Origin of the sequence: Halomonas sp. AOP7-B1-5 (assembly GCF_052353045.1) — a bacterium.
Taxonomy (GTDB): Bacteria; Pseudomonadota; Gammaproteobacteria; order Pseudomonadales; family Halomonadaceae; genus Vreelandella; species Vreelandella colorata.
This window is the reverse complement of the sequence record NZ_JBQTDC010000021.1, coordinates 49,599-73,090: the sequence shown is the minus strand read 5'-3', so window position 1 is coordinate 73,090 and position 23,492 is coordinate 49,599. Positions and strand designations below refer to the sequence as shown.

The 23,492-nt window shown below is 54.8% G+C and carries 17 protein-coding genes and 1 pseudogene; 10 read left to right on the top strand and 8 right to left on the bottom strand.

Annotated elements, in window-relative coordinates; translation table 11 throughout:
• Positions 1–402, top strand: a pseudogene (locus ACT3XD_RS11795) (FAD-binding oxidoreductase); the annotation flags it as partial.
• A gap of 1 nt (position 403) precedes the next feature.
• On the top strand, positions 404–1,777 hold the full coding sequence (gene hglS / locus ACT3XD_RS11790) for a 2-oxoadipate dioxygenase/decarboxylase HglS (protein ID WP_192538660.1): 1,374 nt from the start codon (positions 404–406) through the stop codon (positions 1,775–1,777).
• Between the two features lie 56 nt (positions 1,778–1,833).
• Here the strand turns inward: hglS and amaA are convergent, their stop codons facing one another.
• The 3 genes from amaA to amaB all read right to left on the bottom strand — a co-directional run bounded on the left by amaA (position 1,834) and on the right by amaB (position 6,175).
• On the bottom strand, positions 1,834–3,126 hold the full coding sequence (gene amaA, locus ACT3XD_RS11785) for an L-pipecolate oxidase (RefSeq protein ID WP_172116939.1): 1,293 nt from the start codon (positions 3,124–3,126) through the stop codon (positions 1,834–1,836).
• Positions 3,127–3,180: 54 nt separating this feature from the next.
• Entirely contained in the window at positions 3,181–4,617 is a 1,437-nt protein-coding gene (gene nhaC, locus ACT3XD_RS11780; RefSeq protein WP_172116940.1) for a Na+/H+ antiporter NhaC, read from the bottom strand.
• 64 nt (positions 4,618–4,681) lie between these two features.
• Positions 4,682–6,175, bottom strand: a complete 1,494-nt coding sequence (gene amaB, locus ACT3XD_RS11775) for an L-piperidine-6-carboxylate dehydrogenase (protein WP_192538659.1) — start codon at positions 6,173–6,175, stop codon at positions 4,682–4,684.
• A gap of 124 nt (positions 6,176–6,299) precedes the next feature.
• Here amaB and gcvA point away from each other — a divergent pair, with 124 nt between their 5' ends.
• Positions 6,300–7,187 (top strand): transcriptional regulator GcvA, encoded by an 888-nt coding sequence (gene gcvA, locus ACT3XD_RS11770; protein WP_172116942.1) that lies wholly within the window; start codon positions 6,300–6,302, stop codon positions 7,185–7,187.
• On the opposite strand, the gene ACT3XD_RS11765 is transcribed toward gcvA, so the two are convergent.
• The 5 genes from ACT3XD_RS11765 to ACT3XD_RS11745 all read right to left on the bottom strand — a co-directional run bounded on the left by ACT3XD_RS11765 (position 7,156) and on the right by ACT3XD_RS11745 (position 14,078).
• Positions 7,156–8,073, bottom strand: coding sequence for a LysR substrate-binding domain-containing protein (locus ACT3XD_RS11765; RefSeq protein ID WP_172116943.1), 918 nt, complete (start codon positions 8,071–8,073; stop codon positions 7,156–7,158). The two genes, gcvA and ACT3XD_RS11765, sit on opposite strands and share 32 nt — an antisense overlap.
• A gap of 72 nt (positions 8,074–8,145) precedes the next feature.
• Entirely contained in the window at positions 8,146–10,104 is a 1,959-nt protein-coding gene (locus tag ACT3XD_RS11760; RefSeq protein WP_192538658.1) for a TRAP transporter permease, read from the bottom strand.
• Between the two features lie 59 nt (positions 10,105–10,163).
• On the bottom strand, positions 10,164–11,159 hold the full coding sequence (locus ACT3XD_RS11755) for a TAXI family TRAP transporter solute-binding subunit (protein ID WP_192538657.1): 996 nt from the start codon (positions 11,157–11,159) through the stop codon (positions 10,164–10,166).
• A 398-nt stretch (positions 11,160–11,557) separates the two neighbouring features.
• Positions 11,558–13,114: a BCCT family transporter gene (locus ACT3XD_RS11750; RefSeq protein WP_192538656.1), complete on the bottom strand. Its 1,557-nt coding sequence runs from the start codon at positions 13,112–13,114 to the stop codon at positions 11,558–11,560.
• Positions 13,115–13,373: 259 nt separating this feature from the next.
• Complete coding sequence (locus tag ACT3XD_RS11745) at positions 13,374–14,078, bottom strand: DUF481 domain-containing protein (protein WP_192538663.1); 705 nt, start codon at positions 14,076–14,078, stop codon at positions 13,374–13,376.
• 164 nt (positions 14,079–14,242) lie between these two features.
• Between ACT3XD_RS11745 and ACT3XD_RS11740 the strand changes: the two genes are divergently transcribed.
• The 7 genes from ACT3XD_RS11740 to urtB all read left to right on the top strand — a co-directional run bounded on the left by ACT3XD_RS11740 (position 14,243) and on the right by urtB (position 23,490).
• Entirely contained in the window at positions 14,243–15,925 is a 1,683-nt protein-coding gene (locus ACT3XD_RS11740; protein WP_192538655.1) for an ATP-binding protein, read from the top strand.
• Between the two features lie 32 nt (positions 15,926–15,957).
• A complete protein-coding gene (locus ACT3XD_RS11735) occupies positions 15,958–16,689 on the top strand; it encodes a response regulator (protein ID WP_192538654.1) in 732 nt (243 codons plus the stop codon).
• A gap of 188 nt (positions 16,690–16,877) precedes the next feature.
• The gene (locus tag ACT3XD_RS11730) at positions 16,878–17,876 is read left to right on the top strand and encodes a Bug family tripartite tricarboxylate transporter substrate binding protein (protein ID WP_192538653.1); all 999 of its coding nucleotides are present in this window, start codon (positions 16,878–16,880) and stop codon (positions 17,874–17,876) included.
• A gap of 111 nt (positions 17,877–17,987) precedes the next feature.
• Positions 17,988–18,470, top strand: a complete 483-nt coding sequence (locus tag ACT3XD_RS11725; protein ID WP_192538652.1) for a tripartite tricarboxylate transporter TctB family protein — start codon at positions 17,988–17,990, stop codon at positions 18,468–18,470.
• A gap of 38 nt (positions 18,471–18,508) precedes the next feature.
• Positions 18,509–20,008 carry a tripartite tricarboxylate transporter permease gene (locus ACT3XD_RS11720; RefSeq protein ID WP_192538651.1) on the top strand — a complete coding sequence of 500 codons (1,500 nt, stop codon included), beginning with the start codon at positions 18,509–18,511 and terminating at the stop codon, positions 20,006–20,008.
• 486 nt (positions 20,009–20,494) lie between these two features.
• Entirely contained in the window at positions 20,495–21,784 is a 1,290-nt protein-coding gene (gene urtA / locus ACT3XD_RS11715; RefSeq protein ID WP_225736215.1) for an urea ABC transporter substrate-binding protein, read from the top strand.
• 89 nt (positions 21,785–21,873) lie between these two features.
• Positions 21,874–23,490, top strand: a complete 1,617-nt coding sequence (urtB, locus tag ACT3XD_RS11710) for an urea ABC transporter permease subunit UrtB (protein WP_192538649.1) — start codon at positions 21,874–21,876, stop codon at positions 23,488–23,490.
• Positions 23,491–23,492: the final 2 nt, after the last annotated feature.

The following is a 23,492-nucleotide window of genomic DNA, read 5'->3' as shown; positions in this document are numbered from 1 at the left end:
TTGGCGCAGAGTCATCTTTCCCTGAGCGACCCCGGCTTTACGCTGCTGTCTCACTGCACAGAGAAGACCAATGCACCGGGCAGCCCGAAAGCATGGCAGCAGGTATTTTCCGCGTTTGGGCTCACGCTTGAGCTGGCAGCGACGGGCTGCTGTGGAATGTCAGGCACCTATGGCCATGAAACCCGTAACGCAGAAACGTCCAAAACGATTTATGCCCAGTCCTGGCAGCCGCAGGTGGACGCCCCCGGGAACGCGGGAAGACTGCTGGCGACGGGCTATTCGTGCCGAAGTCAGGTAAAGCGCTTTTCCCATATAAGCTTACAACATCCCTTTCAGGCACTATTAGCACAACTAAAATCGAACATTCCCTTTCACCGTAACAATATGCATAGAGAGCTGTGAAATGAACAACGCACTGTTTTTAGCTACCAATGATATCCGCGATCGTTTCTCCAAAGCCATGTCAGTGATGTACCAAACGGAAGTGCCCCAGTACGGCACGCTATTGGAGTTGGTCGAGCAGGTAAACCAGGAAACGCTTAGCCAGCAGCCAGCGCTACGCCGCCGCCTGGAAGCCCAGGGCGAGCTTGCGCGCCTTAGCGTAGAACGCCACGGGGCGATTCGCGTGGGCTCAGCCAAAGAGCTATCCATGCTGCGCCGCTTGTTTGCCGTGATGGGAATGTACCCGGTGGGCTATTACGACCTTTCTGAAGCTGGGGTGCCGGTTCACTCCACAGCGTTTCGTCCGGTTGAGGATGACGCGCTGGCCTGCAACCCGTTTCGCGTTTTTACCTCGCTGCTGCGTCTGGAACTCATCGAGAGCGAGACGCTGCGCCAGCGTGCCGAAGAAATTCTGGCCAAGCGGGATATTTTCACGCCCGCCGCTCGTGAGCTTATTGAGCGTTTTGAAACCCAGGGCGGATTAACCTCTGAAGAGGCGGATCAGTTCGTCAAGGAGGCCTTGGAAACCTTCCGCTGGCACCAGGATGCCACGGTCGACCTGGACACCTACCAGGCGTTGAGCGATGAACACCGTCTGATTGCCGATGTGGTGTGTTTTCGCGGGCCGCATATCAACCATTTAACGCCGCGCACGTTGGATATCGACGAAGTTCAGCGCCGTATGCCAAGCGTTGGCATGAACCCGAAGGCAGTCATCGAAGGCCCGCCGCGCCGTGAAGCGCCCATTTTACTCCGCCAGACAAGCTTTAAGGCATTAGAAGAATCGATTCGCTTTGCAGGCGATGCCCAAGGTACGCATACTGCCCGCTTTGGCGAAATCGAGCAGCGCGGCATGGCGCTCACGCCGAAAGGGCGCGCGCTTTACGATCAGCTGCTTAATGAAGGGCGTAAACAAGCCGCGGGGCTTGATAACAACGCCCACCAGGCGGTTATGGACAAGGTATTTGCCGCCATGCCTGATAGCGATGAAGCAATGCGCCGAGAAGACCTGGCTTACTTTCACTACCACCTGACAGAGGCCGGTAAAGCCGCTTCAGGCGGTGTCAATGCTGATATCGACGCCTTGATCGCTCAAGGGCTGGTGGAAGCGCAACCGATTACCTATGAAGATTTCTTGCCGGTTAGTGCGGCAGGTATCTTCCAGTCAAACTTAGGCGGAGGCGAGAACGCAGCCTATGCGGGTAACGCCAATCGGGATGCTTTTGAAGAGGCGCTAGGTGCTCAAGTGACCGATGAACTGGCGCTTTATGCCGAACGGGAACAGGCTTCTAAACAGCATGTGTTGGCCCAAATGAGCTCCACTGCATCCGTATGAGGCGCCATGCTAACAGTATGCGCCCTTAAGGGCGCATACGGCTAATGTAGCTTGGATTAGATCAGTACTCTTAAGCACTGGCCCGCATGATATAGCGCAAAGCCACTTTCATAAGCACAGCGCCATAGCGGGCGCGCTTTGATTTGCTTGGGCTGTGAAATTGGCAGGGGCAGCAGGCTATCGTCGCCACTGGCTATGTAGTGGGCAAAGCCTTCACCCACAACGGTACCCGTAGTCACACCACGCCCGTTATAGCCTGTCGCTGCTAGAATGCCGGGGGCTGGCTCAAACAGGCGCAGCGTATGGTCAGGCGTAAACGCGATCTTACCCGTCCATGTGTAGTCCCAACGTACTTTGCCAAGCGCTGGGAAGTAATGATTCTGAATGGTATCCGCCCAGCAACTAAGATAACTAAGTGGCTTACCTTCGCCCTTACCCAGACTGCCAAGCAGCAGCCGGCCCTCCTTATCACGGCGTATGCTACTTAGCACGGTACGGGTATCCCAGGCGCCTTGGCGCTCGGGAAGAATTGCATCGGCAGCATCACCGCTTAGCGGTTCTGAAGCAAGCTGGTAGTAGTGACCAATAAAAAAATGTTTGCGAACCTGGTTCCAGGCATCTTCTGTGTAAGCATTTGTGGCTATGACGACTTTATCGGCCGTTACGCTACCGTTGTGAGTCAATACGCGCCAACGGTCTCCTTGTCGCTCAATGCCCGTAACACCGCTTTGGCAGTAAAGCGTAGCCCCCAGATTATGAGCGGCACGGGCAAGCCCACGTGTATAAGCGCAGGGGTTTAGCGTGCCTGCCCGCTTATCCAGCAGCGCCGCTTTAATTTTTGCTGTCCCGGTGATCTGCTCGCAGGCGTCACCGGTTAATAAGGTAACGGGGGCGCCACGGTTTTGTAGCTGATCCCGGCGACGTTCAAGCTCTTGGCCTCCTTTGGCATTATGGCCAAGATGAAGTGTGCCTTCTCGTGTCGGGTCACACTGAATGCCGTAACGTTCAATAGTCTCGAACACTTTGGCGGGAGCACCGCCCAGCACGGTATTCGCACGCTCGCCTTTCTCTGCACCCAGAGCGGCTACGATATCGTCGGGTGGAATCCAAAGCCCTGCATTGACTAAGCCAACATTGCGCCCTGACCCACCGCTGGGGATATCCCCTGCCTCTAATAGCGTCGTTTTGATACCTTTTTCTGCCAAATGAAGCGCTGTGGAAAGGCCTGTTATACCTCCGCCCACCACGCAGACAGTCGCTTCTTCATGGTGGCCGAGTGACGGGTATTGGAAAGGCTCTTCTGTGCTTGTTTGCAGCCAAAGGCAGCGCTCGGAGAGGGCGGTTTGCATTTTATAATATCTCCTGAAAAAAGCGCAGGCCGGCTCAAGGGCCGACCTTGTTTGTTACGCTGTTGGTTGAGAGGAGAGCGTCGTTTTGGAGGGGGCGGCGGCATCCTCGTGGGGAATAAAACGGCCGGTTAACCCCCAAAGTAGGCCGAACAAGGGAGATAACCAGCAAGCAAAAGCGAAAGGCGCATATGCCAAGGTGGGGACACCGATGGTGGATGCCACAAAACCGCCGCCCATATTCCAGGGAATCAAGGGAGATGAAAGTGTGCCGTTATCCTCGATCGCGCGTGAAAGCGTTGATGTTTTATAACCCATCGCTTGATATTGCCCTTTCAGTAAGCGGCCTGGCAGTACTAGCGTGGTATAGACATCCCCGATGATGGTGCTGACCGCAAGGGTGGTGCCCGAACTTGTTGCGATCAGGCTAAAGCGCCCTTTAATCAAGCGCATCAACTGTTTAATAATTGCATCTACGGTGCCATAGGCCTCCAGCATGCCAGCAAAACCTAAGGCAAAGAACGTTAAAGTAACGACCCACGTCATTGAGAGTACGCCACCACTGCTTAACAGAGCATCAATCGCGGTATTGCCAGTGTTACTGCTAAAGCCATTTTGCATGGCATCAAATACTGCGTGCAGGGTTTCTCCCTGAACGCCAATCGCAACCAGCCCGCCTAGCGCTGCCCCGGTGAAAATAGTGGGGAAGGGTGGAAACTTGGCAAGTGCCAGGGCGATAACGACACACGGTGGAATCAGGGTTACCCAGGAAAGGGTAAAAGTGTCGTCCAAAGCTTGACGAAATGTGGCTATATCGGTGCTGTGCTCGAACTGTCCGCCATAGCTGGCACCCAGCCAGATATACAAAATAAGTGCTATCAACATGGCCGGCACGGTAGTCGCCATCATGCTGCGTATGTGCGTCCATAAATCTGTCTCACACACAGCTGGCGTTAAATTGGTGGTTTCTGACAAAGGCGACATTTTATCGCCAAAGAACGCGCCGGATACCAATGCCCCACCGGTCAAATACATGGGAATGCCGAGGCCCTCTCCGATCCCCATTAGGGCGAGCCCAAGGGTGCCGATAGTTCCCCAGGAGGTGCCTGTAGCAAGTGATACCAAAGCACTTACCAAGCAGGTAGCAACGAGAAAATACGATGGGGAGACAAGTTGGAAGCCATAGTACATCAGCGTTGGTACCGTGCCAGAAAGAATCCAAGTGCCGATAACCATGCCAACTGCCATGAGAATAAAAATCGCAGGTATACCTAGTTTGACTACCTCAAGCATCGAGTTTTCCATTCTTTGCCAGGGTACGCCGCGAATGCGCCCACAAAGCGCGCAAATCATAATGCCGAAAGCCAATGGGATGTGGGGGGTGAAGTCTGAGAAAACAAAAAACTGCAAAATCAAAATAGCAGTGGTGGCAAGGAGCGGTAATATTGCCATCACTAAACCCGGCGTCGGGCCGATTTGGACATCGTCACGCATAAATCACCTTCTTTTTATTTTATCGTGAGGGCCCGACAAGTGAGGGCCCTCAATAGCGAGAGGTTTAGTCGAACTTAATTCCTTGAGCCAAAGGCAGTTCTCGAGAGTAATTGACGGTGTTTGTCTGGCGACGCATATAGCTTTTCCAAACGTCAGACCCTGATTCGCGGCCGCCACCGGTTTCTTTCTCGCCGCCAAAGGCGCCACCGATTTCAGCGCCGCTCGGGCCAATATTAACGTTGGCAATACCGCAGTCACTGCCTACCGCAGATACGAACGTTTCAGCTTCGCGTACGTCGGTAGTGAAAATGCATGATGACAAACCCTGGGGAACATCGTTATTAGTGGCAATTGCTTCGTCCAACTCTTTGTAGGTAAGTACATACAGAATGGGGGCAAAAGTTTCATGTTTCACCAGCGAATTTTGCTCGGTCATCTCAACGATCGCCGGAGCAACGTAGTAGCCGGCATCGCTACCGGCAATCTCCACACGATCACCGCCAAACACCTCAGCGCCATGCTCGCGCGCTTTGGCCAGCACGCTCTGCATGGCGTCAAAAGCTTGGTGGTCGATCAGCGGTCCAACTAGATTGCCTTTAAGTGGGTTGCCAATGGTAACGGCGCTATAGGACTTCTTCAGTCGGGATAGCACTTCGTCTTTAATGGATTCATGCACAACCAGGCGGCGCAGGGTAGTGCACCGCTGGCCAGCAGTGCCTACTGCTGAAAACAGAATTGCACGGGTTGCCATATCCAGGTCCGCGCTTGGGGCGAGCACCATGGCGTTATTACCGCCCAGCTCAAGAATGCTACGGCCAAAACGTGCTGCCACCTTGGGACCTACTTCACGGCCCATGCGCGTGCTGCCAGTGGCACTGATAAGAGCAATACGAGGGTCATCCACCAACTGCTCACCAGCTTCTCGCTCGCCAATAATCACTTGGCTTAGGTGCTTGGGAGCATCGTCACCAAACTGCTCAATAGCGCGATCCAGTAGTGCCTGACAGGCTAGTGCGGTTAAGGGGGTTTTTTCTGATGGCTTCCAAAGCAAACTGTTGCCACAAACCAGGGCGAGTGCAGCATTCCATGCCCAAGGAGCTACCGGAAAATTGAAGGCCGTAATCAGTCCAATCGGACCTAGGGGATGCCAGCTTTCACGCATATGGTGGCCTGGTCGCTCGGAAGCGATGGTCAGACCGAACAGTTGTCGTGACTGACCAACGGCAAGGTCGCAGATATCGATCATTTCCTGCACTTCGCCAAGCCCTTCCTGCAAAATCTTGCCGCACTCCCATGTTACTAGTTCACCCAGTGCTTCTTTATGCTGGCGTAGTTGATCGCCGAATAAACGAACTAGCTCGCCGCGGCGGGGAGCAGGAACACTTCTCCAGGCAAGAAAGGCTTCTTCTGCGTTGGCAATCGCTGTATCCACTTCGCTTTGTGAGGCCACTTTTAGGCGTCCAATTTCACTGCCATCGACTGGCGTGGTCACCACAAGATCTCCGCCTTGATATTGATGAGTTGCCACGCCCATTTTTTCCATTAGAGAATGAATCATTCTTATACCTCGTATTATGTTTTGAATCGCATGGATGTGATGCCAGTATTGCTAGGCTTTGAGCAAGCGTTCAAACGATGATTAAGAAAAATATCATTCTTTTTTTTCATTAAGTGGGGTTGGCATGCGCCGTAATCATTTGCCGTCTTTAACGGCTTTGCACTGTTTTGAGGCAGCTGCACGGCACCTTAGCTTTACTCGTGCGGCAGATGAATTAAGCCTGACGCAAAGCGCGGTAAGTAAGCAGGTCGCGCAACTTGAAACTACTTTGCTACACCCTTTGTTTCGGCGAGTGAGAAAGCGCCTTCACCTGACGCCGGAAGGTGCTGTGTACCTAGGTGAGGCGCGTAAAATTTTGGCTCAGGTAGAGATGTCGACACGCTATATGCAGTCGTACGGGGTGGAATCAGACGTGCTCAATGTGGCAACTTTGCCAACCTTTGGAGCACGTTGGCTAATCCCACGGTTGAATGGGTTTCGCCATCAGCACCCCTCTATCAATCTCAATATTTCCAATCGCTCAGAGCCATTCGATATGCAAAAAGAGCGTATTGAAGTGGCTTTCTTTTTTGGCCACGGGGTATGGCCGAGGGCGGAGTGCATTAAACTATTGGACGAGGAGCTGGTTCCTGTTTGTGCACCTTCGACGATTAAGCAAAAGGGAGTGGATACCCCCTTGGCACTAACTGGTTTGGTGTTATTACAGGTGTCCACTCGCCCCGAGGCGTGGCACGAATGGTTCGACGCGCAGTCGCTCTATACGGAACACAGTTATCACGGCCCGCGATTTGATACGTTTTATATGGCATTACGCGCAGCGCGTGCGGGCTGCGGTGTGGCGCTGGTACCGAAATTTCTAGCTCAAGAAGAGCTTGACGAAGGCAAACTGATTATTCCTTGGCAATTCTCGTTAAAAAGCAAGGATGCTTACTACATGGCATATCCAGAACATATGACGGAACTTTATAAAGTACGCGTTTTTATCGAGTGGATTTGCCAGCGTTTGGATTAATAGCGGCACTGGCCGTAATGTGCTCGACGAAGCGGCGTACTTTACCCAGTTCACCCAGGTGCTCAGGGTAAACAAGATAATACGCGCTCTCGCTGTATAACCGATGCGGCCAGGCGAGTACAAGGCGCTCGGCGGCCAACTCTTCATCCACGGTAAAGTGTGGCACTAAAGCAACGCCCCCACCTGCCATGGCGGTGCGTACCAGCATGGGGAAGGTTTCAAAACGAGTGCCGTGGTAGCTGCGATCAGTGGTGATCTGTTGTCCTGCAAACCAGTGGTGCCAGGCATCCGGGCGGGTAGAAAGGTGAAGTAGTTGCAGCTGGGCCAAGTCACTCGCAGTATGGATAGGGTGTTGAGCCAGAAGCGATGGAGCGGCAACCGCGACCATCTCCTCATCTACCAGTTTATGGCAAGCAAGATTAGGCCAACTACCGTGACCATAAAACAGCGCAATATCGATATCTTGTTGTTCAAGGGCAAAGTCTTCAACCCTGTCGTGAAATTCCAGGCTAATGCCCGGGTTTGCAGCTAAAAAGGGGGGCAGCTTGTCCGCTAGCCAACGGCTGCCAAAGCTTGGCAAAGTGGCCACTTTAAGCACTTCGCTATTGCCGCTATAAGTCATGATGGCGTGAGTCGACATCTCTATCTGGGCGAGTACCTTGCGTACGTCGCTTAAGAAGATGGCGCCCTCTGGTGTCAGCACAAGCGTGCGTCTTACGCGGCGAAACAGCTTATGCTGCAGCGTAGATTCAAGGTGGGCGACCTGCTTGCTGACCGCACTCTGGGTCAGGCTTAACTCATCGGCCGCCCGGGTAAAGCTCATATGGCGCGCCGCCGCCTCGAAACACTGCATGGCGGCGGTTGAAGGAAGGTTGCGTGAGGCCAAGGGGGATGCTCCTGATAACCTGTGAATCACCCCGGCAGCCAAGCACCGGGGTAATGTTGAGGTGATCATAACTCATGAAGCGAGTGGCTGAGCATCCTGGAAAGCATCCTTTCGACGTGACTGCCACCAGCCAATGGCTGCCATGGCAATCAGTCCTAAGCCGCTGGTCATTAGTTCAGGGACGACCATGGCAAGCCCGGCGGCCAAGAGCACTAGACGCTCCCATACGCGGGAGTCGCGAATAAAGTAACCCAGTAATGCGCTGCTGACGCCCATGATGCCGAGTAGTGAGAAGGCCAACGCACTGATCAACCCAATCGGTGTCGGGTCGACCAATACCAGCATAGGATTATAGATAAATGCGTAGGGGATGATAAAGGCCCCTATGGCCAATTTAACGGCGGTAAAGCCGGTCTTCATCGGATTAGCCTGAGCGATGCCTGCGCCGGCAAAGGCCGCCAAGCACACTGGCGGGGTGATATCCGCGATGATGCCGAAATAAAACACGAACAGGTGTACTGCCATGGGGGGCAGGCCAAACTCGTTGATCAGCGCTGGTGCCGCGATGGTGGCCGTCACCACATAGTTGGCCGTGGTGGGTAGGCCCATGCCCAGCACAATGCAGGCGACCATGGTGAACAGCAGGGCAAGTATCAACACGCCGTCTGCTAGACTGATGATACCGGCTGCAAATTTCGCCCCCATGCCGGTCATGCCCACGACGCCTGCAATGATGCCTGCACACGCGACGGCGGCAATGACCGGCAAGGCCACGCGAGCCCCCTGTTCAAAGATATTGAGAACGCCTTTCAAGGTAGGTCGCGTCTCTTTACGCACCAGGCTCACCGCAAAGGCACAGGCGATACCCAGCAAGGCCGCCCGCTGAGCCGTAAACCCGATGCTGATCGTGGTCACGATAACCAGCAGCGGCAACAGCATGTAGCCTTTTTCCAGCAGCAGTTTACGCTTGCTGGGCAACTGGTCCTTGGGAAGCCCCAGGATACGGTGGCGCTTGGCTTCAAAGTGGACGCCAATAAAAATACCGGTGAAATAGAGAATGGCCGGAATCAACGCGGCAAACATGATCTCCCGGTAAGAGACCCCCACATACTCCACCATGATGAAGGCAGCCGCCCCCATCAGCGGCGGCATGATTTGCCCGCCGGTTGAGGCTGAGGCTTCAATGGCGCCTGCGACTTCAGGCTTGAAGCGAGCATTCTTCATCATCGGGATAGTGAACGAGCCCGAGGCAACGGTATTACCGATTGAGCTTCCGGAAATCATGCCTTGTAGTGAGCTTGCCATGACGGCTGCTTTCCCTGCTCCGCCGGTAAAACGGCCGGTGGCAGCAAACGCCAGATCGTTAAAGAAGCGGCCCACGCCGGTATGCATCAATACCACGCCGAAGAATAGAAACAGGAAGATAAAGCGCGCCGATATTTGCAGCGGTGTGCCAAATACCCCGCTTTCTCTAAACCATAAATATGGCGAGATCTGCTCAAGGGCAAAACCCGGATGCGAGAGTAAAGGACTCGGAATCAAGTTGCCAAACAGCGCGTATAGAATCGCTAACGTAGCCATGATGACAATGGGCATGCCAACGGTACGGCGGGTTGCCTCCAGAACAAACAGTACGCCGAGCACGGCTATGGTGAGATCAAACGTAGAGTAGCCGGTAATCCGGGCGCGCAGCACCTCTTCATAAAAAATGATTTTATAATAGGCTGCAAAGGTTGCCGCGAAGGCCAGTACGATGTCGTACCAGGGAACACCATGGCGAGGGCCAGTGCCACGTGTGGCAGGAAATAGGATGAATATCATCCCAAGGGCCATGCCGAGGTGAACCGCGCCTTGCTGCTGCGAAGGAAGCGTGCCGAAATACGCGGTGTATAGATGGAAGCAGGTGAGGGATACGCCCATCAGGGTAATGAGCCAAGCCCATTTGCCTAATTGGAGCGGCGAGCGTATCTGCGACTCGCGATCATATTTCTCTAATAGCGATGCTTCGTCAGGAGTTTTTTTTTTATCCACGTTTAAGCCTCATGCGGATGACGCCGCTGGTTTACCCAGCGGCGGGAAGGGATCACAAATTAATTGGCCAGGTCGCCCAGACTTTCGATCTCGGAGCGGTCACGAGTGACAATCTGGATGACTTCCGGGTAGATATGCCCGATGAATGCGACGTTATCGATAGCACCACCGTCGAACTCACCACGGCCTGCAACGGCGTCTTGCGCCGGGGCGTGAACCGTCATCCCCAGGTCCATATTGTTATCGCGGATGCTGACCAGGTTCTCGATGGAGGCACCGGTTTCGATATTGGTAAAATTCTGGCCATCCAGGTAACGATTCCAGATAGTCGCCATTTCGCCACCCAGTGGGTAATAAGTACCGCCTTGGCTACCGGTGCCCAGAACGAATTCACTTTTCGGTTCGATATCACCAAGCTCTGCCACGGGGTTATCGACCGTCAGCCCTTGCTCCTCATAGTAGCGCTTGGCACCAGGATGAATCGGCAGGCCTTCAGAGCCGTTCAAGGCATTTTCCAGGGTCATGAAGGCTGACTGAGCGTGTGTATTCTCTTCAGCGTGTTCATGCATCAAACGCGCCAGCTCATAGCCGAGTTCTTCATCAATCGTCTGGGTATTGCCGACCAAGACAGCGTAGGCCGTGATGGTTTCTACATCCTGGTCCTGAAAGTCGTAGCTACCTGCGGGAATCGTGAAACGCTTATAGGCACTATTGGCTTCTATGTAGTCGATCGCCTCGTCACTTAGACCCAATAGTCGAGCGTCACCGCTTGAAGCCTGCAGGTTTTCAATACTACCTGAAGGCAAACCAAGAATGCCGATCGAAATATCAATGTTGCCATCTTGTACGCCATCAAGTGCAGCGCCAAAGCCCTCTTGATACGTGCTGTATTTGTCCTTGCCTATACCGTAGGCATCAAACAGCAGTTGGGAAACGCTTTGCGTTGTACTGGCAGGAGGCCCAATAGCGATATTAGGCTTACTGTCGCTACTACATCCCGCTAGTAAAAGACCAGCACTTAAGCCACAGCAGACCTTGGACAGGTAAGGTTTCATATTAACTCCTGCTAATAAAATTATTTTTAATAATTCAGATGCGCCCATAGCTCGATCAAGTCTTCGCTTTATGAGTGAAGAGTGACTAAGCGGAAAAGAGAGCGGAAAATAGACTGGCTATTGTTCACACACACGGGGCAGCAGACAAAAGAAATTAAGTTGCGTATGCATTCCATTTTCTCATAGTCAGAGTGAGAATTGCTTGTCAGCTAATTACAAAAGCACCATTTACATGAAATTAAATTTCATAAGTTACTTATAACTAGGGGAGCGGCGTAGCTTAACTCTGTAAAATGCTAGTTAAAATTAGCATTGTTTGTATTCAATGTGGGAATGCATGGCCTCATACAATAAGGCCATGCACATCACATTCAGATGAGAAAGATTTACCAGAGTCGCTAGCTGTCAATAATGCCCTGCTCCCGGGCCATGGCGAACGCCGCTTTCGGGCCATCCCAAAGGGAGGGCAGCAGAATCAAAGATACCGGCACGGCGGTAATCACGATGAATTGCTGGAGTGCGGCGATCTGGCCTTCACGCATGGCCAGCAGCACCGCGGCCATGATCGTCATGGTCACGCCCCAGAAGGCGCGTAGAAACGGGCTGGGCTCATCGTGGCCCGCACCGACCATGGCAATGGAGTAACTCATGGAGTCGCCGGTGGTGGCCACGAAGATGGTCGTCAGCAGCAGGATTGCCAGCGCCATCCAGGTACCGCCAGGCAGCGCCTGGGCCAAGGTGAGCGTGGCGATATCGAACTGAAAGTTCGTCAGCGCATCGGTCAGTTCGATCACGCCGGTCAACTGGTAGTAGATGCCTGAGCCGCCCAGCAGTGTGAACCAGACCGTGGTGGCGATGGGGGCGATGACCGCCACGGCCAGAATCATCTCGCGAATGGTACGCCCGCGCGAGATGCGCGCTACGAAGATCGCCATCAAGGGCGCAAAGGCGATGAACCAAGCGTAGAAGAACACGATCCACCACTGCATCCAATCCGCCGGCGAGGTTTCCGCGGTGGCGGTGACCATCTTGAAGAAGTTGTCCAGGTACGTGCCCATGCTGGCAAAGTAGCTGTTGAACAGAAACAGCGTCGGCCCGAACAAGAAGATGACCGCGCCGATGCCCAGCGCCAGCATGACATTGAAGCGGCTCAAGAGCTGCATGCCCTTGTGTACACCGCTGACCGCTGAAAGCACGTACACCATACCCAGGGTCGCCAGAACCAAAAGCCGGGTAACGAAGGTGTTAGGCAGCCCGAACAGCACCTCAAGGCCATGGCTGACCTGGGTCGCCAGAAAGCCGACCGGACCGACGGTGCCCGCTACCACTGCCAATACGCAGCAGGTATCCACGACGCCACCCAGCGGGCCACGCATTACGCGCTCACCGAATAACGGGTAGAGCAGGGTGCGTGGTTGCAGCGGCTGGCCTTTCACGTAGTGGGCGTGGGCCAGCACGATTGCGGTGAGCGACCCCAGAATTGCCCAGCCGACGAATCCCCAGTGGGTAAACGACTGCGCGAGCGCGCCAGGCACTGCGGCGGCCACACCCGGGTCGGTATCGAAGGTGGGCGGCACGTTCACGAAGTGATAGATCGGCTCACCGGCGGCGAAAAAGACACCACCACCGCCCAGCAGCGTACACAAGATGATCGAAAGCCACTTAAAGGTGCTCAGTTCCGGTGCATCCAGGTTGCCGATCTTGGCGTTGCCGGCTGGCGTCAGCGCAAGCCCGATGGCGATGAAGAACGTCAACAGCATCAGAAACTGGAAGTAGGTACCGAAGGTCAGCGCGCTCCAGGCAAAACCCTGGCTGATCGAGTCAGCGACAAGGTCCAGATCGTAAAAGGAAAGCGCTAGAAAAAGCACGATAAAGCCAATGCTTAACGTGAGTACGATGGGGTCGCCAAGCGAAGAATGCTTATAGCTTTCAGCATCGGAGATTGGTTGGTTCATCAATAAGAACACCTTGGTGGAACATGAGGAAACAGCGCAAATGCGGAAAGCGCAGCAAAAAAAAAGCGCCATTCATTGAATGGCGCGAGGACAGGAAACTGGCGCTAGTATATCGTGCGACTAGACCAAAGTCGAACGTGATTGGATTGGATGCTTAAATATGGGAGCTTAAAACAAGGCAATGCACCATACTGGAGCGATGAAAAAAACAAAGCCGGTGTTAATATTGGCTGGCCAGCCAACATAAGTGTTGCTTTGACTACCAGTGATAAAGTAGCGAGGCGCTGGTGGTGTTATCGGTGCGTTCGCTGGCGTCGTCCGGCGGCTGAGAATTGTGTTTAATTTCATGGGACAAGCGTAGCGACATACGCGAGTTGAGCCTGGCGGTGAGCGCTGTCAGTGATCTGCCCGTGATGTTTTGCTGGGTGTACTCCACCGACATTTCCTGCTCGATATCAGCGTAATCCGAAAAGCCCCAGTGATAGGCCAAGGCGGTATAGGCAACCGCAAGCTGTTCGTTATCAGCGTCGCGCAAGCGGTCATTCCGGTAGCCTGGGCCTGCCTCAAGCGAAAGAGAATGGCGCGAGCCTTCTAACAGCTGGCGGCCATAACCGCCGATCACGGAAAGCTGCTGGTCGTAACCCGCAAAGCGATCTTTCTCCCAGCGGGCAAAGCCGAACACGTAGTGTGGGCCGTTGAAATCATAGCGCTCGCGGCCAGCTACCAGATACTGCTCGGCGCTGGTTTCGCCATCCTTGCTCACGTTACGCACCTCGCCGCGCAGCGAATGTATAAAATCGCCGGTCAGCCAGGTCAAGCGGGACTTGCCAATCAGCGTCTGACTATTGGTGTTACCGGAAAGGTGGGTAAAGCCAAGTTCAGCGTCGCCGCTAAAAATCGGTGCGTCGTCGGTGGGTGGCGGGGGCGCATAAAAAGGATTAGCGGCCGCCGGACTGGCAAGCATAAGACTTAAATAAGTAGTGCTGATAAACAGACAGCCGTTCGACGAAATAACGCGTTTAAATATGCTGAACACCCAACGCCTCCCTGAATGACATAAAAGATGGCGATTAACGCCCCCTTGCTGCGCATGTCATAATGACGTTGTCGCGCATTTTGAGTTCCGCCATGACTGATACCCGCCCCCGTACCTTAGCTGAATTACAGCGCTGGCGCCGTACTCGTGCGAAACGTCGCTGGTATAAACGTAGCTTTCGTTTGCAGGTAATGCTGTTGGTGGGGTTACTGCTGGCCGGCATGCTACTGGCTCAAGGTACATATCTCAATCACCGCAAAGCAGAGATTATCAGCCACCAGATGGGCGAGCGGGCATTGGCGGTTGCAAAAACGGTGGCGGGCATGCCGCAGATTGTAAATGCGTTTGCCACGCCTGACCCGGCGCTGATCATTCAGCCACTTGCAGAGCGAGTGCGTATAGAAACTGGCGCGCGCTATGTGGTGGTCGGCAATGCGCAGTCGATTCGCTATTCACACCCTGTCACAGAGCGACTTGGCGAGGCGATGGTGGGCGGGGATAACGACCAGGCGCTTATTTATGGTCAGTCCTACGTGTCCGAGGCGACCGGCACATTGGGGACCGCTATGCGCGGTAAAACCCCGATTTGGGATGAAGAGGGCAATATTATCGGACTCGTTTCCGTCGGCTTTATGATGGACCGGGTAGAGATGGATGTTGCGCGTTACACCAGCTTCGGCTGGGCGCTCGTCGCGCTGATGATTGCTTTGGGCTTTGCCGGTGCGTATTGGTTATCCCAGCACCTTAAGAAGGTGATTCTAGGCCTGGAGCCTTATGAAATCGCCCGGCTGGCAATGGAAAAAGAAGCCATCTTGCAGTCCATTCACGAGGGTATCCTGGCGGTTAATCGCGATGGCTATATTACTCTTGTGAATCAACAGGCCAGACGTTTTCTCAATCTGCCCGATGAGCATGTCATGCTGGGCCAGCCGATTCAGGATGTGGTGCCCAACACCCGCCTATTGGAAGTGCTCAAGCACGGCGAGCAGGAGTTTGATCAGCAGATGTGGCTGGGTGACCACCCGGCGGTGGTTAACCGGGTGCCCATTCTGCATGAGGGAGAAATCGAAGGCGCGGTGGCCACGTTTCGAAGCCGTCGGGAAATCATCGACCTTTCCCAGGCGCTCACCCAGGCAAGCCGGGATGTGGATATGTTGCGTGCCCAAGCCCATGAGTTCTCCAATAAGCTCTATACCATTTCCGGGCTCCTTCAGCTTGAGCGCATTGACGAGGCGCTGGCGCTCATTCATCAGGAAACCGAGCGGGCGCAGGCACAGATGAGTTTCTTGATGCGCAATGTCGCCGATACGGTGCTCAGCGGTACACTGTTGGGTAAACTTACCCGGGCACGTGAACTGGGCGTGACGCTTGAGATCGACGAGCAGAGCTCGCTCTCCTGCCCGCTGACCCCGACCGGGCAGGAAGTCATGATGAGTGTGGTCGGTAACCTGCTGGATAATGCCTGTTACGCCGCGCTTAACGGCCCTAATAGCAGCGCGCCCAGCGTACGACTGTTTTTCACTGATTTGGGTGAGCAGTTGCTGATTGAAGTAGAGGATAATGGTCCAGGCGTACTCCCCGAGCATGCCGAGTCGGTGTTCCAGGAAGGCTTTTCTACTAAAGCGGGCAAGCATTGCGGCATCGGCTTGGCGCTGGTGGCAAGGCTTTGCCGACAGCATGGTGGTGCCGTAACGCTTGAAGAGAGCGAGCTGGGCGGCGCCTGCTTTATTGCAGTGCTGGACCGCTCACTGTGCGCTGAACCTGATGCGCCCTAAGCATAATAATGACGCCCGTAAAAGGAGTGAGCATGCCTGCAACCCAATACGGCATTCTGGTTGTCGAAGACGATTTTCGCATCGCCGACATCCACAAGACCTTCATTGAGCAAAGTGATGCCTTTCACGTAGTGGGTATGGCGCGCAATGGCAGCGAAGCCAAAGCCCTGATGGCCGAGCATGCTGACCATATCCATTTGATCTTGTTGGATGCCTATCTGCCGGATGTAGAGGGGCTAGAGCTTCTATGGGCCATTCGGCGCGACTATGTGCATGTGGATATCGTGATGGTGACCGCTGCACGCGAGGTCGACACCATCGGTGAAGCGCTGCGCTGTGGTGTTTTTGACTACCTGATCAAGCCCATCGAAGCCTCTCGAATGCACCAGACGCTCATGCGTTTTCAGCGTGAGCGCGAAGCGCTGGCCAATCAAAATGAAATGAACCAGGATGAGCTGGATCAAGTATTGGCACGCTTGATGCCTGACGCCAGCCCCCGCACGCCGGTGGGCAGTTTGCCCAAGGGGATTGATCGATTAACGCTGCGCAGCGTGATCGACGCATTGACGATCTCGTCGCTGCCGCTAACGGCGATGCAGGTGTCTAAAGCCATGGGCGCAAGCCGCTCGACTGCCCGCCGCTATCTGGAATTTCTGGTCGCCGAGCAGAGCGTGGCTGCTGAGCTAGGTTATGGCGATGTGGGGCGTCCCGAGCGCCGCTATCGCCTACTTGAGCGGGGCCGGGAGTGGATGGACACATTATAAATTCTATTTACAAGCCCTATTTATAAACCCAGTGCGTGAGCATAATGAACAAAACGCTCACAATGCACTTTTTGTTCTTTATGTTCACAAACTTGTCGGCAAGGGGCGACCTCTTCTAACGTTCGCGGCGTAACCACGAAATAATAACAGTGGACCACACAACAACATATATATGTGGAGAACGCCAAATGACCTCGCTTTCCTTGAAGCGCTTAGCCGTAATTGCCCTACCGATGGCCGCTCTGGCGGGTATGAGTGTCACTGCCCAGGCTCAGGAGTGGACGCCGAGCAAATCGATTGAGTTCGTTGCCCCCGCCAACCCGGGTGGCGGCTGGGATACGCTGGTGCGCACCATGTCGCGTGTTATTCAGCAAGAAGAACTGGCTGACAAGAACTTTGCCGCAATCAACGTACCTGGCGGTGGTGGTGCGGTGGCCTGGGCGCAAATCGCTCGTGATAGCGGTAACCCACACAAACTGTTTGCTACTAGCCCACCAGTGATTCTGGTTCCGCTTGCCGGTGCGTCGCGCTACGATCACACCGACTTCACCCCGGTGGCACGCATCAATACCGATTACTCGATCATTCTGGTAGCCGCAGACTCTGAATATCAGGATCTTAACGATCTGTTTGCGGCACTCAAAGAGAATCCCCGCCTGAGCGTGGGCGGCGGCAGTGCGCCGGGCTCGATGGATCATATTTCTGTCGCAGGCCTTGCTTCGGCAGCTGGCCTTGATGCTTCAAGCATTAACTATATTCCGTTCTCAGGCGGTGGCGATGCCATGACCAACCTGATGGGCGGGCATATTGAAGCGGTCATTACCGGTGCGGGTGAGTCGGTGGGCCAACTGGGTGAGGGCAGTCAACTGCGCGCCCTGGGCGTATCTTCCGAAGAGCGTCTGGGCGGTGGATTAGCTGACGTGCCGACCTACCAGGAACAAGGTATCGATTACACCTTCGACATCTGGCGTGGCGTGATGGGCACCCCGGATATGCCCGAAGAAGCAGTTGCCTACTACGAAGATCTGTTCGCTGAAATGCTCGAAACCGATGCCTGGCGTCAGGCAAGCGACCAGTTAGGTTGGATCGATGCCTATCAGAACAGCGAAGAATTTGGTGTCTTCCTTGATGAGCAGCAAGAGCAGTTCAGCAGCGTGCTGAGCGACCTTGGCCTGCTGCGCCAATAAACACCCTATAGAGCAATGCTGTGTTATCCCAGCGGCCAATGTGCCGCTGGGTGCGTCTGTTCGTGACGTCCCTGTCCGAAACGACTGGGCGTGTGCTCCCGGAGAATTCCAATGACTAAATTGAATACCAACCAGTGGCTGGCGGTGGTACTGGCGCTCTTCGCTGCTGCCTATTTGGCCATGGCGTGGCAAGTGCCTACGTTTCCGTTGCCACGCCCGGTCGATTCTGACCTGTTCCCCAAGGTATTAGGTGTCGCTCTGCTGCTGCTGGCGGCCTTTCTGTTTTTTGAAAAACCTGGCGCGATAGCCGGCGCAGATGAGATTGACGAAGAAGCCACTCAGGGCCCGCTGCTGCTGACGCCTTGGGCGCGCGTTATTGTCACGTCACTGGCGATTGCAGCGTATGCGCTGCTACTAGTGCCGTTAGGATTTGTCCTGGCTTCCACGCTGCTATGCGTAGGGTTGACTGCCTACTACGGCTATCGCCGCCTAATAGTCAACATTGCCACGTCGTTGGGAGTGGTATTAGCCCTCTATCTCACCATGACACGGGTCATGGATGTGTATCTACCGACGGGCGTTTTGCCTTTCTAAACAAGCCGTTTTAGCAGGTCTTTAAGAGGGTAACTCTCATGGATGCCTTGAATAATCTTATGTACGGCTTTGGCATCGCGCTTGAGCCGATCAATATCGCTTACGTTTTTGCCGGCGTGTTTGCTGGCACGATTATTGGCATGCTGCCGGGGTTAGGCCCCATCAGTGCACTTGCCTTGATGATTCCGATTACCTTTGCCATGGAGCCATCTTCTGGCTTGATTCTCATGGCGGGAGTTTATTACGGGGCTATTTTCGGTGGCTCCACGTCATCCATCCTGCTTAATGCGCCAGGGGTGGCGGGCACGGTGGCTACTTCGTTTGACGGCTATCCCATGGCCAAGAAAGGGCTGGCGGGTAAAGCGCTTGCCATAGCCGCCTATTCATCTTTTGTGGGCGGCACGGTGTCGGTCATTTTCTTGATGCTGGTGGCTCCGTTGCTCTCCAAGGTGGCGGTTAGCTTTGGTCCGGCTGAATATTTTGCCCTGATGGTATTGGGCCTGACCGCCGTTGTGTCGCTGTCTGATAAGTCGCTGGTAAAAGGCTTAATCGCCGCGGTTGTCGGGGTAATGATCTCGATTGTCGGCATCGATATGCAAACTGGTACTGAGCGCTTTACCTTTGGTTCGGCGCAGTTGCTTGACGGCATTGATTTCCTGGTGGTCGCGCTGGGTATTTTTGCGCTCGCTGAGGTGTTCTACATGCTGCTGCGTGGCGGGGGCGGTAAAGAGACGCCACGCAATGCGATTGGCTCGCTAAAACTAACCCGTTCTGAAGTGAAAGAGATCGCCGGACCGGTTGGCCGCAGTTCGGTACTGGGCTTTTTCACCGGCGTTTTGCCTGGTGCTGGCGCCACTATTGGCTCGTTTCTGGGCTACAGCATGGAAAAGCGTATTGCCAAAGATGGTAATACCTTCGGTCAGGGCAACATTAAAGGGGTGGCAGCTCCTGAAGCCGCCAACAATGCGGCGTGTACCGGCTCATTTGTACCATTATTGACGTTGGGTGTACCGGGTTCGGGCACCACGGCGGTACTGCTGGGCGCGCTGTTGGTGATGGGCGTTACACCTGGCCCGATGATGCTTGAGCAACGCCCGGACGTGTTTTGGGGCGTGGTAGCCAGTATGTATATCGGCAACATCTTCCTGCTGGTCTTGAACCTGCCGCTGATTCCGCTGATTGCCAAAATTCTCGACCTCCCCAAGCCGCTGCTGCTGTCGCTGATTCTAATCTTCTGCATGATCGGCGTTTACGGCATGAGCTTTAGCGTGTTTGACCTGCTGCTGCTGTTGGGCTTTGGCCTGCTGGGCCTGGGCATGCGCCTGTTTGGCTTCCCGGCGGCCCCGCTGATCCTGGCGTTGATTCTGGGCAATATCATGGAAGAGTCCATGCGCCGTGCGCTGCAGATCTCCGGCGGTGACTGGACGACGTTTATTGATAAGCCGATTTCACTCTCGCTGTTGGTAATCGCGTTACTGTCGCTTGGCTTACCGCTGTTGAAAAAGCGTCGTAAGCGGGCGGCAGCGGCTGCCGAATAAGCATTTTTTAGTGCTTTTTTAAGTACTTTTTGGGTACTTCTTTAAGTGCTCTTTCAAGCTCTAATCCAAAACGCCCTGGAGTTTCCTAGGGCGTTTTTTTGTATCTGAAGCCTTAACGTGCACTGTTGGTGCAAAGCGTCGTCCTGGTGCATAAGAAGTGTGCGCCGCAAATGCATGGACGCGCTACCGCAGTGCAAAAGATCAGAATGGTAGCTTTTTAAATATATCCAAGCAATTGATTTAAAAGTTAATACTAGCTTTTGTTTCAATGTGGCGCACCCCTTGCAAATGCTAGTGGCTAAGTCCTCGTGGACGTACCGAGTCGATGCCGTACCCATAATAATCACGCGTAATGGCAGTCAGCTCGGTCGCGAAGCCCTCATAACAAGCCCCAGCTATAAAGGGTGCAAGGAGATTCAAGTGGCCATACAACATCACAATGTCCTTTCTCGCCGTTTTATTACTTCTCTACTGGCCGCCGCAGTGATGGGTGCAAGCGCCCAGGCCATTGCCCAAAGCGGCGATCAGAACGACGACCCGATCAAGGTCGGTATCCTGCACTCTCTGTCCGGCACCATGGCGATCAGTGAAACCGTTCTCAAGGATACGGTCGAGATGCTGATTGAGCAGCAAAATGACGCTGGGGGCTTGTTGGGCCGCCAACTGGAGGCGGTAGTGGTTGATCCGGCCTCTAACTGGCCGCTGTTTGCCGAACGTGCCCGTGAACTGCTGGCCCAGGAAGAGGTTGATGTCATTTTCGGTAACTGGACGTCGGTATCGCGTAAGGCCGTGCTGCCGGTGGTCGAAGAGTTAAACGGCCTGCTGTTCTACCCGGTGCAGTATGAGGGCGAAGAGTCATCAGAAAACGTGTTCTACACCGGGGCGGCGCCTAATCAGCAGGCCATTCCTGCCGTTGAATATCTGATCAATGAAGTCGGCATTGAGCGCTTTGCGCTGATCGGTACCGACTACGTTTATCCGCGCACCACTAACCGTATCCTCGAAGCCTTCCTTAAGGATGAGCACGGTATTGCGCAAGAAGACATCATGGTCAACTACACACCGTTCGGCCACTCCGATTGGCAGAATATCGTGTCAGAAATCCGTCGTTTTGGTGAAGAGGGCAAACCGACCGCCGTGATTTCGACGATTAACGGTGATGCCAACGTGCCGTTTTATACCGAGCTTTCTAACCAGGGGATCGACGCCGCCGATATTCCGGTTATCGCCTTCTCGGTTGGCGAGCAAGAGCTTACCGGTATTGATACCGGCCCGCTGGTGGGCCACTTGGCTGCCTGGAACTACTTTATGAGCGTCGATAACGACGATAACTACGACTTTATCGACGCCTGGATCGATTACACCGGCGACGAAGAAACCGTCACCAATGACCCCATGGAAGCGCACTACATTGGCTTCAACATGTGGGCCGAAGCGGTGCGTAAAGCGGGTACTACCGATGTCGATTCGGTAAAAGACGCCATCATCGGTGTGACCGTACCCAACCTTTCCGGTGGCTATGCGGCGATGATGCCTAACCACCACATCACCAAGCCAGTGCTGATTGGTGAAATTCAGGACAATGGCCAGTTCGACATCGTTTGGCAAACGCCCTCAACGGTAGCGGGTGATGCCTGGTCTGATTACCTGCCCGGCTCGCGTGATCTGATTGCCGATTGGCGCAAGCCCATGGAGTGCGGCAACTTTAACGTCGTGAACGGCTCGTGCGGTGGCAGCACCGCCGCTGAAGAAGCCGAAGCGGCACTCGCCGAGTAATTAACTGCGCTAAAACATCTCCCTTGCCGCGCCCCGGCGCGGCAAGGAGCACGCTACCTTCTCACCTGGATAACCAAAGGAAGAACCCTATGAGGCGTTTCCTTTCCTTGGCGATGCTCTGCTGCCTGCTGTTGGGGGTCACCCTCACCGCGCAGGCACAAACAAACACCGCCAATTCCTCACCTAATGATACCGCTGCGCTTGCGCTTCTTGACGCACTGGATGTTGATTCTTACCGCGATAAAGGCGAGGCCATCACCGCCATTTTACAAAGCGACGACGAGCGCGCCCGTGATTGGCTGCAGGCCCTGCTGGATGGCCGCTTGCAGCGTGCCGACGATGGTCAATTTGTTGTCGTACTCGATAACAGTGGCCGCGAGTGGCCGGTGGCAGACGCCTTGACGAATGAACCGCTGGGTGAAATGTCACGTCGCGATCTGGACCGCGTGGGCATCAATAACGCCCTGCGTAACCAGCTGCGCAGTGCGATTGCCGTGGTGGATCTCTACTCGCCCAATCTGGAACGCCGCCGCACCTCCGCCGCTCGACTGCTGGGCGAAGTGGACAGCGAGCTGGTCGAACCGATCAATGAACTGATACTGGAAGAAGACGATAGTCAGGTGCGCACCCGGCTAAGCCAGGCGGTGGCGATTTATCGCGCCGAGCAGGGAGAAATGGCCGGCGTCGAGGCGCTTACCGGCAGCCTGCATCCCCGTGCTCGGGTGGCTCTGAACCGCGCAGCCAATGGCGACGACCCGGTAGTTGCGGATGCCGCCCGCGCCGCGCTTGTCAGCGTGGAACAGAACCTGAAAATCAACCGTGGGGTTGAAACGCTCTACTTTGGCTTGAGCCTGGGGTCGGTACTGGTACTGGCCGCCATTGGTCTGGCGATTACCTTTGGCGTGATGGGTGTGATCAACATGGCCCACGGCGAGCTGATGATGCTGGGTGCTTACACTACCTGGATGATGCAGCAGCTATTGCCCGGCCAGCCGGGGCTGGCGCTGGTGCTATCCATCCCGGCCGGCTTTCTGGTCGCCGCCCTCGTGGGTGTCGCGATTGAGCGCAGCGTTATTCAGTTTCTGAAAGGCCGCCCGCTGGAAACGCTGCTCGCCACTTTCGGTATCAGCCTGATTCTGCAGCAGCTGGTACGCACCGGCATCTCACCGCTTAACCGCACGGTGATTACCCCTGAGTGGATGAGCGGCTCGCTGGTGATCAACGATGCGCTGTCGCTAACCATTAACCGCATGGTGGTGCTCATCTTTGCCTTGGTCGTTTTCGCCGCGTTGATGCTGATTATGCGCCGCACGCGCCTGGGGCTTGAAGTGCGTGCCGTGACCCAGAACCGCGCCATGGCACGCTCCATGGGCATCCGTGCGACACGTGTGGATATCATGACGTTTGCGCTGGGTTCGGGGGTTGCCGGGCTTGCCGGGGTCGCGCTTTCCCAGCTCACCAACGTGGGGCCGAACCTCGGCCAGAACTACATCATCGATTCGTTCATGGTGGTGGTATTCGGCGGTGTGGGCAATCTGTGGGGGACGCTGGTGGCCGGGCTGTCGCTGGGCGTGATCAACCAGGTGCTGGAGCCCTGGGCGGGCGCGGTGCTGGCCAAGATTATCGTACTGGTGTTTATCATCCTGTTTATTCAAAAACGCCCGCGTGGACTCTTCCCGCAGAAGGGCCGGGCTGCGGAGGGCTAACC